Raw genomic sequence first — 15,075 nt, 5'->3', positions numbered from 1 at the left:
CGGAGGACATGATGATGAAAAATCGAGTGGCGCTGGTAACAGGTGCGGGCCAGGGCATTGGTGAGGCGATTGCGTTACGCCTGGCGAAAGATGGCTTTGCCGTTGCGGTAGCGGATTTTAATTTTGATACCGCTTCTCAGGTCGCGGAAAAAATTAAAAAAGCGCAGGGCAGTGCATTAGCCATCAAGGTTGATGTATCAAAGCGTGATCAAGTTTTTCACGCGGTTGAGCAGGCACGTGAAGTGCTGGGCGACTTTAATGTCATTGTCAATAATGCCGGGATTGCGCCGTCCACGCCTGTTCAGGACATTACGGAAGACATCATTGATAAAGTCTACAACGTCAACGTGAAAGGCGTGATTTGGGGGATGCAGGCCGCGGTTGAAGCCTTTGCAGCGGAGGGGCACGGCGGAAAGATCATTAATGCCTGCTCCCAGGCTGGCCACGTCGGAAATCCTGAACTGGCGATATACAGTTCGAGTAAGTTTGCCGTGCGCGGTCTGACCCAAACGGCAGCCCGGGATCTTGCACCGGCGGGCATTACCGTAAACGGTTTTTGTCCGGGCATTGTCAAAACCCCCATGTGGGCAGAAATTGATCGGCAAATTTCCGAAGCCGCAGGTCAGCCTGCAGGTTATGGTACCGAGGCCTTCGCCAAAAGAATCACACTGGGCCGTTTATCCGAGCCCGACGATGTGGCCGCCTGTGTAGCCTTCCTCGCAGGACCGGACTCGGATTATATTACCGGCCAGTCTATCCTGGTTGATGGCGGAATGGTCTTTAGCTGATCGCGATCAGGCCTGGCACGCTTGTGCCAGGCGACCTCTGTTCAGCCAGGCCGTTTCTCGTTACCCTTCGCATTGCTTACTGACAAAATTCAGAGCATGCCGAGCGCCTGCGGGCTTCCATCATGCTCTGAAATCGCTAAAATAACGTGCTCATTTGTCAGGGAGTCACACAGCCACAATGCGTTATCGTTATCTGTTTGCCGCACTCGCGGTCGCCACTGCCTTGTCAGGCTGCGCCAAAAAGCAGCCTGCCGCCAATCCTGCTGACGCCTTTGCCGAAGGACAAACGCAGATTGATGTCTCTCATGTGATTACGCGTGCTGACGACGGTTCCCATATTTACCTGACCGTAGATGGTAAAGATGCTGGCGAATTGCCGAATGGCGAAAGTAAAGTCCTGCATGTCCCGGCGGGTAAACATGAAGTCGGCGGTTACGTCCGTACCTTATTTGGTCTGGGACGCGTAACCATTGATCCCCTTGAGGTGACAACGTCACCTAACGACGTGAAAAAAGTGGCCTACACGGTGACGCGCAATAAAGCGACCTTTGTTGAGCAACCTAAATCAAACGACGCCGCGCAGGAACAAGGTTAAGGCATCAGGCGGGAGGGTCAGTCCGATGTGACTGACCTGAATTGTCGGCGTGAACAGCCTTGCCGGAACTAAAATGCCCAGGTAGTGGAAAAGTCAGGGCTGCTGTTTACGGCCTGAAGGTGAACGGTTCAGACAATATGGTGCTGTTCTTTTCTGTTTCACCCGACGCGAGAAGGTGCGTCAGGTGGATCTCAGACATGTTTCACGGAAATTGCCTACAGGCCAAGATCACTGAGTGAAGGATGGTCGTCCGGTCGGCGGCCCTGAGGCCAGTGAAACAAACGCTGACTCTCGGCAATCGCCACATCGTTTATGCTGGCGTGGCGCCTGACCATGAAGCCATTCTCGTCAAATTCCCAGTTTTCATTGCCATAAGAACGAAACCAGTTTGCCGCGCTGTCATGCCATTCATAGGCAAACCGAACCGCAATGCGGTTTGAGTGAAAACTCCACAGCTCTTTTATCAGCCGATACTCGGCCTCTCGCTGCCATTTCTCGCGCAAAAACGCCACGATTTCGCTACGTCCGCTCAGGAAGATATCGCGATTTCGCCAGACGCTGTCAGGCGAGTAAGCCAGTGAAACGCGTTCGGGGTCGCGGCTGTTCCAGGCATCTTCGGCCAGACGCACTTTCGTTATGGCCTGTTGTACATCGGTAAACGGTGGTAAAGGCTGGCGTGGGGCTTCCATACTGTCTCCTGAAATAGCGGCACTCTGGATAAGCGCGCCGCCTGGCTGTGATAAACAGACTGTTAAACAGACAAAACCACGTGCGTTTACAGTGAAATGGCGTGAATTTGACGTACTGCGCGTGCCGCTTCTTTGCCTTTTTTCACAAAATGCTCGGTGTAGAAGCGAATGAATTCATCGGCAGGCTGAAAATTATGTGGTGTCAGTGAGACGGAAAACACGGGCACGTTGGTCGCCAGTTGTGCCTGCATGAGTCCGTTCACGACGGCCTGAGCGACAAAATCGTGGCGGTAAATGCCACCATCCACGACCAGAGCCGCACAGACAATTGCATCGAACTTACCGGTTTGTGCCAGGCGTTGTGCCAGTAACGGCATTTCGAAGGCGCCAGGCACATCCCAGGTTTTGATTTCACAGGGCGTGCTGCTGTTGTCCATTTCCTGCTGAAATCCAGCCAGGGTTTGAGAAACAATTTCGCTGTGCCAGCTTGCCTTGATAAAGGCGACTCTTAACGGTTGCATAACTTACTCCAGTCAACGTGACATCCGGTTCCTGAGAGATCGGCAGACGCGCTCATCTTCCCGAATGACTATAAATTCTCTGATGCGTACCATTGCCAGTCACACATCATAAAGACATCGATCCCGCTGCCGGACAGCAGTATCCGGCTGAATTCAGTGATGAATAGCGAACAGTATAAACCGATGTAAACCCCGTGCGCTTACCTTTCACTCGCTTTTGCGGTCTTCCGCGTGTGCCCCGGGTTCCCTGGCAAGGTGAAAAGCACAGGGCCATGCTTTGCGTGCCTCCGGTATCGCGATCGCTGTTCGATTGTGTAACGCATTCCATTTATGATGTTGCTTAAAAATAATACTGGATATTTAAACAGGTAATTGTATAATTATTCCACTGCCCGCTGGGTGTTGTCTGGAATGATTAGGGGGTAAAGCCCATGATGATGTCGACAGAAACTTTCAACGCAACGGATCATGCCATCACAATGAGTAGCCGGGAAATTGCTCAAATGACCGGAAATACACATGGTGAAGTTAAACGGTTAATCAAAAGCCTTGAAACGGCACAGCGCCTGTCCCAGCCACTTTTGGTCAATCTCTATGAACACCAGGGCGAAATGCGCCAGGAATATCACCTGAATAAACGCGATTCACTTCTGGCGGTGGCCCGGCTTTCGCCTGGCTTTACCGCGGAAGCGCTTGATCGCTGGCAGGCGCGTGAAGAACGCGTTCATCTCCCTGATTTCACGAATCCCGCCGAGGCGGCTCGCGCCTGGGCGGAGCAGTTTGAACAGCGCCGTGCTGCAGAAAAGCAACTGGCCGAATCTGCGCCAAAAGCCGCCTTTTTCGACGATTTCGTGAATGTGGACACCGCGCTCGGTTTTCGTCAGCTGTGTAAAATGCTGAAAGTGAAAGAAACGGATTTTCGTCAGTTTCTGCTCGACCGCAATATCATGTACCGTGAAAAGGGCGCACTGACACCACAGCATTACCATCTGCAGGCGGGTTACTTTACCCTGCACGCAGGAACGGCAGAAAATCAGCATACTTTCTCACAGGCGCGGTTTACCACGAAAGGGGTCCGGTGGATTGCCAGCTTATGGGCCGGGCATCTGTCCGCACAAACCAAAGGCGCTGCCGCCTGACGGCACGTTATGCCTGGAACAGGCCGCCTGCTGCGCGGCTTGCCCCAGGCTATCTGATTTACCAACCTTTAATGGCATCGCCTTTATAAACGTCTTCTGCTTTTGCTGCGACCTCAGGAGACTGAAATGCAGCTTTCAGCTTTTGAATCTTATCGCTGTCTTTATTGTCCTGACGTGAAACCAGGGCGTTAACGTACGGCGAAGAGGCGCTTTCCATAAACAAACCATCGCGATGAGCAGATAACCCCGCCTGCGCAGAGAAGTTGGTATTAATAATGGAAAGGGTGACGTTTGGGTCATCCAGCGTGCGGGTAAGCTGTGGTGTATCCACTTCGACCAGCTTCAGATGTTTGGGATTATCGGTAATATCCAGCGATGTTGGTAAATAACCCACACCGTCTTTTAGCTTAATCAGCCCCTGAGCCTGTAATAGCAGCAGGCTGCGTCCAAGCGTGGTGGCTTCATTTGATATCGTAATGGTATCGCCATCCTTCAGCTCACTGATATTTTTAATTTTGTGCGAATAGGCAGCGATAGGGAAAACAAACGTTTTGCCCACAACGGCAAATTTATAGCCGCGCTCCTTTGACTGCTCTTCAAGGTAAGGCAGGCTTTGAAAGGCGTTCGCATCCACTTCTTTATTATTCAGTGCTTCATTGGGCAAAATATAATCATTGAAGTTCAGCACTTCAACATCCAGCTGATACTTATCTTTGGCTACTTTCTGTACTTCTTTCCAGATAGCTTCATCAGGACCCGTATTAATAGCCACTTTCACTTTATGATCGTTATCAGGCGAGCAGGCGGACAATAATAATACGGAACTGGCGATTAGCGCCGTCAATAAACCTTTCATATGTAGGGATTCCCATCAGTATTTGATGCCGAAAGCCTAATACAAATTCACGGTATTGCGTACTTACGCGTCGCTATAAGATATAACCATCATGCTCTGATTGGGATAAAAAAACATCAGCGCTGTTATCGCTGTCTCTGCCGCCTTTCAATTGCTGATATTAAGTGTGCTGGCGGATTATCAGCTATTTTTAAACGAGTCACTCAGCCCGGCCCGGGGCGTCATTAACAGGAGAAACGATGTCAGGTGAAAACAGCGATAACGCATCAGCATCAGAAATTAAGGCGGTAACGCTGCTCAAAAGTTGCCAGGCATGGAATGGCCAACATATTGACGCTTATCCGCAGGGACAACCCGAACTGACAGTCATACGCTTAACCCTTCCGGCGCAAACCGCCTTGCCCTGGCATACTCATCCGATGCCCAATGCAGCATTTGTCCTTTCAGGGACGTTAGTGGTGGAGGATAAAGAAACGGGTGAGCAGCAAACTTTTCAGGCTGGTGAAGCGTTGAATGAAACCATCAACAGTGCGCATCGTGGTTTTACGCTGGAAAGTCCTGCTGAGCTGATTATCACGTACGCGGGTGTGAAAGGGCAGGAACTGACCGAACCGCTACCCGGCGAGCCGGAAGAGTTTTAGATCGCTATGCGGGCAAAGCCCGTGACGTAATGTGAATAAAAAAGGGGAAGGGCTCACGTCATTTCACCGGAATAAGCGCGACAGCCGTGGTTAAACCAGCCGGTAAACGCGGGTTTAACCACGCGGCGAATCAGGCTTTAAGTGAAGCGCCTCCACATATCACCAGCTCCTGACCTGTGATGGGAGCAGCGCGTTCACTGAGTAAATAACTCACCAGTGAAGCCACTTCTTCTGGCTGAATCAGGCGTCCCATTGGCGGCAGGATGGGGGCGGATGAGGCCCGTTCAGGTTTGGTCAGCATCGGCGTTTCGGTTGCGCCGGGAGCGACAACATTCACCGTAATCTGCCGAGGAGCCAGTTCCATTCCCCATGAGCGGACCATGCCAACCAGCGCCGCTTTGGTTGCCGCATACTGCGAGCGATTGGCGGCACCGCGCGAGGTACGACTGCCGATAACGACGATCCTGCTGCCTGGCTTAAGCGTTGGCGCAAAGTGATTGATCAGCACTTCGGCTGCGTGAACGTGCAACGACCACAAGCGTTTGCTGGCCGCTCCGTCCAGTTCGCCCAGCGGGGCGGCGACGATCATTCCTGCGGCGTGAATCAGCGCATCCGGCGTTTCAAGCCCGCTGATTGCCGACCTGAGTTGATCGGCATCAGTGAGATCAACGGCGATGCCGTTGAGGTTGGGTAAGGCTGCCTCGCCCTGCGTCCGGCTCAGCCCCGTAACTTTCCAGCCCTTTTGCAATAAATCCTGAGTAATCGCTTTGCCGATGCCAGAACTGTAGCCTGTAACGATAGCGTGACGCATCTCAACCTCCTGACATCGATTTCGGTACCTTAAAGACGGCTTTACGAACGGCTACTGGCGCGCCTGCGGCACACAGGGCCTGATGAGGTTCACCGGGCAAAAAGACCGCAAAGTCTCCCTTACGCAAAGTGATGCTAACCGGTAATGGTTCTGGCTGCGCGATATACAAATCGGGTTTGCGCTCTTCATCTCCGGCCCTGGCAATGGACTGGGCGCCAGCATAAATGACCTCTTCACCCTCCAGCATCACCTGAATGTCAGTCCAAAGATGGTGGTATTCCGTATGACGCAGCGTGGCGTCCTGGGTGGTGGCCTGTTGGATCGTGCAAAACCACGCTGCATTTTCCGGCTGCCATCTACCGATATCCCTTGCGGCCAGTGCTTCAAGAGAACAGTCGGGTAACCGGAGCAGAGCCAGTAAGGATTCGGGTAACCCTGCCAGCGGCAGGGCGTTCAGATTGCCGATAATCATCTGCTTACTCCTTCACCCAGTCGGGTGTGACGCGCGCATATTTAATCGCCTGGCGGAAATAGGTATACGCGATATGTAAGGTACCCTGTGCATCCTGTTTAATGCTCGGGTAGGAAAACTCACGGTTCAGTTTTTCCTGAGAATTGTTTGTCATACAGTAACCGTCACCTTCATCCAGGTTTTTCTGCCACGGCCAGGTTTTGCCGCCATCGGCGGAAATTGCGACAGTCATTGGGGCGCGTGGCGCCCCCCAGAAAGCGCTTCGTCCGGTTGCTTCTGGCTCCTTTCTGCCGTCACCGTCATCGATCTCATCATAGAGTGACGCGCGACGTTCCGTTGCCCCGGCTGCGCTCATGCTATTAAACACCAGCGCCAGTTCGCCACTTTGCAGCGTCGTCACCTGAATTGACGAATTGTTGTTAGGTAACACCGTGGCTTCAGGCGCTGTCCAGCTCTCACCACCATCGGTGGATCGGCTGAGATAGATATTGTCTGCCCAACGGCTGCGGTAAAGGGCAACCAGCGAACCATCCTGCAGGGCAGTGATATTCATATGCACGCACCCCAGGCTTTCCGGCACAACCACATCCCGCCAGCTTTTACCCTGGTCGGATGAAATCTTCACCGCACTGATATCGTCGTTACCCACCCACTTTTCACCCGGCTGTGTGCGGCAGTAAAACACCGGGAGTAACCAGTTGCCGTTTTCCAGCACGGTGATGGGCTGACGGATAAAGGTGCCAGGTTTATCCAGTAACGTGTCAATGGGCCCCCAGGTTTTACCCAGATCGCCAGACTGGCGGTAGCGGACAATCGCCGTATCCTGATTACCGGACAGCTGTGCGGTCCACAATAGCCACAGCACGTTATCGGGCGCGAGGAACAGAACGGGATTCTGCTCAGAACGGGTTGGATCGTCGGACAGTTTTACCGCCTCACTCCAGATATGGCTGCCTGCAGGTAAGCGCGAGCACCAGACAGAGATATCGGCTATGCCTTCCTGTGTGCCGCCAAACCAGACGCAGAGCAGGGAACCATCGTGCAGCGGTAAAATATTGGCGGCGTGGTTCTGTGGGCATGACGAAGGCAGCATTGCGGTAAGTACGCGGTCATCTTTTTCCCATGGCGTCAGGATGCCATCGCGCGTTACGGTTACAATCATTTTATTCTCCTTTTCCTGCGGCAGCTCTGGCGTGTTCAGCCGCTGCGGTTCTGGCTTTGCTGGGGATCATATGGTCAATCGCCATGATCAATGCGGGCGTCAGTAGCGCGATATACATGTTATTAATACCGAACGGATCGCCTGCCAGATACCAGACTGAGGTCACGACACACGCACCAATCAGGCCGGCATTGGCACCGCGAGTACTTCTGTAGAACGGGGCATAGAAGGCAATGACCGCGACAACGGTAATAGACAGGCGAATCGCTCGGGTAAAAAAGGACAGTTTCAGAACTTCAGGGACAAACAGGACAAAGATCAGCGGCAGAAAGCCAATCAGCAGCGACAACCAGCGCGTGGTTTTAAATTCCTGCTCTGTCGTGGGTTTGAAATAAGGCACATAGAAATCCTTCACCACCAGCGACGCGATAGCCAGGGCAACGGTACTGACGCTGACAAATATAGAGGCAACCAGTGAGGTCGTTACCAGACCAGCCAGCCAGGGATTCATATCCTGCAGAAACACCGGCAATGCATACAGGCTGTCGATATTGGGGTGGAGATATTTGGCTGCCACACCGATAACGGCAATCGCCAACGCAATCGGCATACAGAACAGAAAGGCAATCCAGGTCGAGCGCTGCGCCGACTTCACACTTCTGGTCGACGAGATAGCTTGAATGACAAACTGGGTGCAGAAGATCGAGCCAATCGTCCCGATAAGCCAGGCGACAATGGTTGACGCGCCGATATTACCGTCCCAGGTCCAGTAATAAGCGGGCATTTCATTGATCATAGGCTTGAGGCCACCCGTTTGTGACAATGCAAACCAAAGAATAGCCAGGATACCAAAATATTTCAGCGCGCTGTGTAGCATGGTGACCCAGGCGATTCCTTTTAAACCGCCGAAGGCAAAATAGAACGTACTGACTACAGCCGTAATAAAAGCGGCAACCGGCAATGTCACGTGTAATACAGTGGCGATTGCCGCCGCACCACTGACATAATTTCCCACATTGACCAAAAGCAGGGCATAAATCATGATCAGTGAAATAATATTTTTGGTGCTGTTACCGTACTTTTCAGCAATCGCACCCGAGATGGTAATTTTACCCGTATTATAAATGCGTTTTACCAGAATCATGCCAAAAAGGGGAAAGCCAATAGCGGCGCCAATGACTGACCAGGACGCGGCAATCCCACCTTCAAAGGCGGCCTGAGCCGTGCCGATAGTCGATTTTGCACCGATATATTCTGACATCAGCAGAATGCCTACAATAAAGGCTGGCATGGCTCTTGAGCCTTCCATAAAATCGCCCGCGTTTTTACTACGTAAGCGGAATGTCAGCCAGGTGGTAAAAAGAATATATGCCAATACAATGCCGATAATTATCAGGGTGTCCTGAGCGTTGAATGTTTTCATTATAGCCTCAGATAGAGCAAGATAAATTCGGGGAGCGCTTTATGCTCCCGGTATTTAAAATTTATAAATTCTTATTATCATTTCAGGTACAGGTTAATGATTCTGCGAATTTCCTCTTTCTGCGCAGCGTCAAAATGAATGGCATAACGGCTCTCGCCCACGTTATGGCCTAAAATTTGTAGCGCTTTTTTTACTGCTGCAGGTGAAAAGGCGACCTTATAAAGATCGGTGCGTAACCCTGTGACCTGTTCCTGCGCCTGACGTGATCCGTCAATATCGCCGGCATGAAAGCGTGACCAGATCGCATTTATCTGGTGCGGTGCAACGTTAGCCAGACCTGATATACAGGCAGAGCACCCTTCAACAAAGCCTTGATGGATAAGTGAATCGGGGCCGTTAAGCACGTCAAAGTTATCGCATTCTTTTACCGCGTCCAGATAGTCGCGCAGGCTTTCATAACTTCCGGCACTGTCTTTTACACCAATGATATTGGGATGGGCAGCAAGGGTGCGGGCGGTTTCTGGTTCAATCGTATTGCCTGTTCTGGCCGGAATGTTGTACAGAAAAACCGGTACGGAAAGGCCATCCGCAACTGCCGTGTAATGGTTAATCAGTTCGCGTTGATTTAACGGCACAAAATAGGGCGTGATTACTGAAACCGCATCCACGCCCAGCTTTTCAATTTGTTTACCCAGGCGAAGGGTGTCCCGGGTCGAGATCTCACCAATATGGGCAACAACCTTTGCCCGCCCCGACACTTCGTTAACACAGGTTTCTGTAACAGTAAGCTTTTCTTTTTCGTTGAGAACAAAGAATTCACCATTTGTGCCGCCGCAAAAAATACCGTTACCGGCATTGAGTTGTCGGGTAACCTGGCGTTTCAGTTCATCAAGATAAAGATCACCTTCCTGAGTAAAAGGCGTCACAATCGCTGTAAGTACACCTTCTATTTTTTTCATCTTTATCCACTCCTTTCGGCGGTTAAATTTTAGGGAACAGGGTCCGGTAAATATCAGCCACATCCTGATGACTTACAGCGCAGGGTGAATTGTTCATTAAACGCTTCACATTGAGTGCAGACTCGCTCAGCGCATCAATATCACCTGACGGCACGCCTAATGTTTCCAGGTTATCCGGCAGATTGAGCCGTTTAACTAATTTGGCGAGATAGTCGACCAGCGCGTGCGATTTTTCTTCCGGGGTCAATGTGATATCGGCGCCCGGAATCAGGTCCCAGACAGTGGCAAATTTGTCGATGGCAAACGGGCGCACCACTTTCATACAGGGTGCCAGCAGAATGGCATTGGCGACGCCGTGAGGCAGGTGATAAGTGCCTCCCAGAGGATACGAAAGCGCATGAACAAGATGGGTGCCGGCGTGCGCGATTGCCGCGCCGCCATAATAAGAAGCCCATAGCATTTCCAGCTTCGCGTTCAGGTTATGCGGTTCAGTGACGGATGTTTCCAGATTCCGGAACAGCTTATGCAGGCCCATCAGCGCAACGTTGTCACCCACAGGGTTCGAAATGGTGGCGGTATAACATTCCAGTAAATGGCACAGTGCATCAATGCCCGTTGATGAGGCGATATGCGCAGGCATGCTGGTGGTCAGTTCTGGAATTAATGCGACATAATCCGGCAGCATCACAGGGGAAATGATGCCTGATTTGGTGTTTTTTTCAGGGATAGCCAGAATAGCATTGGGCGTTGCTTCCGAACCCGTTCCCGCCGTCGAGGGAATAAGCAGTGAGGGTAAACGGGCTGTAATTTTCCCGCCATCAAGCAGCGCCTTAAGGGAGGGTGACGCAACGTGACATAACACAGAAAGCAGCTTCGCCACATCCAGTACGCTTCCACCGCCAATGCCCACCACTAAATCAAACGTTTTACCTGCTGTACGCGACAGCACTGCTTCAACATCGGTATGCGTGGGTTCTGCCGGAACATCATCGATCAGTTTAACGTGACGGCCATCCTGACTGAGCAATGTCATGATTTGCGTGGTCGCGGGCAAATTTACAATGTTCTTGTCTGTTAAAACCAGCAGGTGTTGTTTGTCCGCGACGACCGGCGTCAGTGCCTTTATCGCGTCGGAACCGCTCAATATTGTGCTGTTAATTAATGCCACGTCTGTCTCCCCATAAATGACTGAAATTCTTCATTCCGCTTAACTTCGCTCACTCACTGGCTAAATTTATAAATAAAATGGCGCTTTATTAAATTGATCTTGCTCACATATAATCTAATGTGATTGAATATAATCATTCAGGTGAGGGGTAAAAACTGATGAGGTGCGTTGTGGCTCTGATCTTCAGGCGCTTTTGACGACATGGGGCGACAAAACAAGAGGGCCATATCTCTGACCGTTGACCGGATGAGTGAAAACGCTCAACGACGGCAATGCGGGTTTGCACGCTGGGCTGATTTTAGCGACAAGGCGTCAGGGATGGCTAAATGGGCTGCTGCAACCGTCTCGGCCCGGACGCAACGCGGCACAGAAGGGCGGCGGAATATGTTCCTGGTGGGCATGCATCCGGTTGTGACTGACGTCAGGCGGGATTAACGAAAGCCGGTGTTTGGGTAATGAATCTCCCCCTTTAAAAATTTTGAGCGTCGTTGAGGAGAAAATAAGTGACGAATGTTGTGGCGATTACGATGGGCGACCCGGCTGGGATCGGTCCTGAAATTATTATTAAGGCCTTAACCGAGGGCGCGTTAGCGGGTTCGCCCGTTGTGGTTATCGGTTGTGTACAAACGTTCCGCCGCATACTGGCAATGAACATAACGCCGCAGGCGGAATTAAACGTCATTAATAACGTGTCCGAAGCCACCTTTATGCCGGGCGTTATTCATATTATCGATGAGAAAGTGGTACATCCTGAGGCACTACAGTGTGGGGTTGTGCAGCCTGAAGCGGGCGATGTGGCTTATCGATGCATCAAACGTGCAACAGAAATGGCGATGCGCGGTGACGTGAAAGCGATTGCGACGGCTCCGCTGAATAAAGAAGCGCTGCATATGGCCGGCCATCATTATCCAGGCCATACGGAATTACTGGCAAAATTAACTGACACCAAAGATTATTCGATGGTGCTCTACACCGATAAACTCAAAGTGATCCACGTCAGCACGCATATTTCTCTGCGGACATTCCTGGATACGCTCAGCCAGGCGCGCGTTGAAACGGTAATCAGAATTGCCGATACGTTTTTGCGCCGGGTCGGTTATAGCCAGCCGCGTATTGCGGTTGCGGGCGTTAACCCACACGCGGGTGAAAATGGGTTGTTCGGAGATGAGGAAATTCGCGTGCTGACACCGGCGATTGACGCGATGAAGGCGCAGGGCATAAACGTCTATGGCCCGTGCCCGCCGGACACCGTATTTATGCAATGCAATGAGGGCATGTATGACATCGTTGTGGCTATGTATCATGATCAAGGCCATATTCCGCTCAAGTTGTTGGGCTTCTACGACGGCGTAAATATTACCGCAGGCTTACCGTTCCTGCGCACCTCAGCCGATCATGGCACGGCCTTTAACATTGCCTGGACCGGTAAAGCGAATCCCGAAAGTATGGCTATCTCGATTGATATGGCGCTGCAAATTACGCAAGCATAGCGTTGTGCGGGAAGGGAGGCTCAGGGTGACATGATTGCGTTGCCCTGCATACGGCTTCTGGGCGGTTGTGCAAACCTTCGCGATAAAACGGGCACCTGAACCGATATAACCTTAATACAGCGACGCGTCGGGAAACGGGTGTCTGTCATCGCATGCGGGTGCAATATCAATACAGCACCGTATCGGACTGGTTTAAATGCTCCGGCTCCACAGAGGCATAACTGACAGCCTTACCACGTACACGTCGAATGACGCCAGATGGGGGAATAAAAAGCGTTCAGCGTTAATGTCCCGTCAGTCAAATACGGCGTTGAGTTTCTGCCTGATTTCCGTTTTGTCCGTAGCGAAATAACTCATCCTCAAACCCGAGTGCTCTTAAACCCATTGGTGCGATTAAGTCTTTTTATACATGACGCCTGATGAGGTCGGCCCTTTTTAAAAGCATTCTTTCGGATTTTTTTAAATTTTGGTTATTCACCCGCATCGCAAAACAGCGTGCTAATATGCATCAGCCTGTTTGAAGGTTAATTCTTCTGTAGTGCCAGTAATATTTATAGTTATAAAGAAGTTATGATTTTTATTTTCTTTGTTAATTAATACAATTTTGCCAAAAGACATAATTGCCATTCATCACATTTTTTAATTATAACTGGTATGGTAGTGGAACAATTCTGCCGCTGACGATAGGCTTCCCGCACCAATTCTGTTTTAAAAACTTTCCTTTTGCCGTGGTGTTCTCAGGCGCTTGATCCAAACGGCGCCGCACAGGAAAACATCAAGGCGATCTCCAGGTGCTGCCGTTATTTAACGTCAGTGTCCACGCAGCTAATAAAAAATAAGGTGAGAAAGAAATGCAAACTACCCTACTGAATGCGAAGGCGACGGTTCCAAAATGGAACAGGAATAAGCTCGTTCCGCGTATTGTCCATCTTGGATTCGGTGCTTTTCATCGGGCTCATCAGGCGGTCTATGCCGATATTCTTGCAGCAGAACATAACAGCGACTGGGGCTACGTCGAAGTTAATCTCATCGGCGGGGAACAACAGATTGCCGATCTGAAACGTCAGGGATTATTGTACAGCGTGGCAGAAATGTCGGCTCATGGCTGGGAAGGGCGCGTGATTGGTGTGGTCAAGCAGGCGCTTCACGCTCAGGTCGATGGAACCGAAGCCGTACTTCACGCCCTGTGTCAGCCCGAAATTGCCATCGTTTCCTTAACGATTACCGAGAAAGGCTATTGTCATTCACCGGCAACGGGCGAGCTGATGCGCGACCATCCTCAGATTGTCGCTGATCTGGCTCAGCCTCACCAGCCGCTTTCTGCGCCAGGGATCATCGTTGAAGCACTGGCGCGTCGCAAGGCTGCTGGTCTGCCTGCGTTTACTGTGCTGTCCTGCGACAATATTCCAGAAAACGGAAAAGTGATCGGTCAGGTCGTGCGTGCTTTTGCCCGACAACGTGACAACGACCTGGCAGACTGGATTGAACAGCAGGTGACGTTCCCTTCAACCATGGTGGACCGTATCGTACCGGCGATGAATCCGCAGAGTCTTGACGCGATCGCGGCGCTTATTCAGGTGGCCGATCCCGTCGCGGTAGCCTGTGAGCCCTTTCGCCAGTGGGTTATTGAGGATAATTTCGTCGCAGGGCGGCCGGCATGGGAAAAAGCCGGTGCAGAGTTAGTCAAAGACGTGCTGCCTTACGAAGAGATGAAACTGCGTATGTTGAACGGCAGCCATTCATTTCTGGCTTACCTGGGCAACCTTGCGGGTTATGAGCATATTTATGACTGTATGCAGGACCCGAACTTTCGCCTTGCGGCACGACGCTTAATGTTGACAGAACAGGCACCGACGCTAACCGTTAAGAACGTTGATTTGATCGATTATGCCGATCGGCTGATTGCACGCTATGAAAATCCCGCGCTACAGCATCGTACCTGGCAAATTGCGATGGATGGCAGCCAGAAGTTACCGCAACGTTGGTTACATTCCGTTTGCTGGCACCTCAAGCGCGGCAGCCGTTTTGATCTGCTTGCATTAGGTATTGCCGCATGGATGCGCTATGTCAGCGGTAAGGATGACCAGGGAAAAGAGATTGAGATCTGCGATCCTTTATTGGCGTCTATACGAACCGCCGTTGACGGCAGCGTAGAAGGGGAGGCGAGGGTAAAAGCGCTGTTAGGACTGGAAGCTATATTCGGCCACACGCTGCCCGATAATCCCTGTTTTGTGCAGCAGGTGGTTAAGTCCTATCTCCATCTACTGGACAAAGGGGCAAAACAGACTGTCGCTGACCTGATGGCTGACGTGTCAGCAGACTGATGACCAGGCAAACCACATAAAGTGGTTTGCCTGGTGC

The 15,075-nt window shown here is 51.4% G+C and carries 15 protein-coding genes; 6 read left to right on the top strand and 9 right to left on the bottom strand.

All coding sequences use genetic code 11. The features are described from left to right. Positions 1-14: 14 nt before the first annotated feature. Both GC087_RS22925 and GC087_RS22920 read left to right on the top strand, forming a co-directional pair. Positions 15-788, top strand: coding sequence for a (S)-acetoin forming diacetyl reductase (locus GC087_RS22925; RefSeq protein WP_033742618.1), 774 nt, complete (start codon positions 15-17; stop codon positions 786-788). 178 nt (positions 789-966) lie between these two features. After that, complete coding sequence (locus GC087_RS22920; protein ID WP_006121976.1) at positions 967-1,383, top strand: hypothetical protein; 417 nt, start codon at positions 967-969, stop codon at positions 1,381-1,383. Positions 1,384-1,598: 215 nt separating this feature from the next. Here GC087_RS22920 and GC087_RS22915 read toward each other — a convergent pair whose 3' ends face one another. Further along, complete coding sequence (locus GC087_RS22915) at positions 1,599-2,072, bottom strand: nuclear transport factor 2 family protein (RefSeq protein WP_033742417.1); 474 nt, start codon at positions 2,070-2,072, stop codon at positions 1,599-1,601. A gap of 86 nt (positions 2,073-2,158) precedes the next feature. Continuing rightward, complete coding sequence (locus GC087_RS22910; RefSeq protein WP_058702527.1) at positions 2,159-2,593, bottom strand: 6,7-dimethyl-8-ribityllumazine synthase; 435 nt, start codon at positions 2,591-2,593, stop codon at positions 2,159-2,161. A 431-nt stretch (positions 2,594-3,024) separates the two neighbouring features. Here GC087_RS22910 and GC087_RS22905 point away from each other — a divergent pair, with 431 nt between their 5' ends. Further along, positions 3,025-3,732 carry a phage antirepressor KilAC domain-containing protein gene (locus GC087_RS22905; RefSeq protein ID WP_006121973.1) on the top strand — a complete coding sequence of 236 codons (708 nt, stop codon included), beginning with the start codon at positions 3,025-3,027 and terminating at the stop codon, positions 3,730-3,732. A 58-nt stretch (positions 3,733-3,790) separates the two neighbouring features. Here GC087_RS22905 and GC087_RS22900 read toward each other — a convergent pair whose 3' ends face one another. Further along, entirely contained in the window at positions 3,791-4,588 is a 798-nt protein-coding gene (locus GC087_RS22900; protein WP_058702528.1) for a MetQ/NlpA family ABC transporter substrate-binding protein, read from the bottom strand. A 239-nt stretch (positions 4,589-4,827) separates the two neighbouring features. Between GC087_RS22900 and GC087_RS22895 the strand changes: the two genes are divergently transcribed. Beyond that, positions 4,828-5,229 (top strand): cupin domain-containing protein, encoded by a 402-nt coding sequence (locus tag GC087_RS22895; protein WP_006121972.1) that lies wholly within the window; start codon positions 4,828-4,830, stop codon positions 5,227-5,229. Between the two features lie 130 nt (positions 5,230-5,359). Here GC087_RS22895 and GC087_RS22890 read toward each other — a convergent pair whose 3' ends face one another. From GC087_RS22890 to GC087_RS22865, 6 genes are all read right to left on the bottom strand, one after another. Beyond that, positions 5,360-6,040, bottom strand: coding sequence for an SDR family NAD(P)-dependent oxidoreductase (locus GC087_RS22890; protein ID WP_006121971.1), 681 nt, complete (start codon positions 6,038-6,040; stop codon positions 5,360-5,362). A gap of 1 nt (position 6,041) precedes the next feature. After that, positions 6,042-6,512, bottom strand: coding sequence for a NanQ anomerase/TabA/YiaL family protein (locus GC087_RS22885; protein WP_058702529.1), 471 nt, complete (start codon positions 6,510-6,512; stop codon positions 6,042-6,044). Between the two features lie 4 nt (positions 6,513-6,516). Then, on the bottom strand, positions 6,517-7,674 hold the full coding sequence (locus GC087_RS22880; RefSeq protein ID WP_058702530.1) for a sialidase family protein: 1,158 nt from the start codon (positions 7,672-7,674) through the stop codon (positions 6,517-6,519). Between the two features lies 1 nt (position 7,675). After that, positions 7,676-9,097 carry a sodium:solute symporter family protein gene (locus GC087_RS22875; protein WP_039339478.1) on the bottom strand — a complete coding sequence of 474 codons (1,422 nt, stop codon included), beginning with the start codon at positions 9,095-9,097 and terminating at the stop codon, positions 7,676-7,678. A gap of 77 nt (positions 9,098-9,174) precedes the next feature. After that, complete coding sequence (locus GC087_RS22870) at positions 9,175-10,056, bottom strand: dihydrodipicolinate synthase family protein (RefSeq protein WP_033742431.1); 882 nt, start codon at positions 10,054-10,056, stop codon at positions 9,175-9,177. A gap of 22 nt (positions 10,057-10,078) precedes the next feature. Next, positions 10,079-11,224 (bottom strand): iron-containing alcohol dehydrogenase, encoded by a 1,146-nt coding sequence (locus tag GC087_RS22865; RefSeq protein ID WP_058702531.1) that lies wholly within the window; start codon positions 11,222-11,224, stop codon positions 10,079-10,081. 503 nt (positions 11,225-11,727) lie between these two features. Between GC087_RS22865 and GC087_RS22860 the strand changes: the two genes are divergently transcribed. Both GC087_RS22860 and GC087_RS22855 read left to right on the top strand, forming a co-directional pair. Continuing rightward, positions 11,728-12,714 (top strand): D-threonate 4-phosphate dehydrogenase, encoded by a 987-nt coding sequence (locus GC087_RS22860; RefSeq protein ID WP_058702533.1) that lies wholly within the window; start codon positions 11,728-11,730, stop codon positions 12,712-12,714. 851 nt (positions 12,715-13,565) lie between these two features. Continuing rightward, positions 13,566-15,038: a mannitol dehydrogenase family protein gene (locus GC087_RS22855; RefSeq protein WP_262960128.1), complete on the top strand. Its 1,473-nt coding sequence runs from the start codon at positions 13,566-13,568 to the stop codon at positions 15,036-15,038. Positions 15,039-15,075 lie beyond the last annotated feature (37 nt).

The organism is Pantoea sp. JZ2 (assembly GCF_035191405.1).
Lineage (GTDB): Bacteria > Pseudomonadota > Gammaproteobacteria > Enterobacterales > Enterobacteriaceae > Pantoea > Pantoea stewartii.
This window is presented reverse-complemented; position numbering and strand designations above follow the sequence as displayed.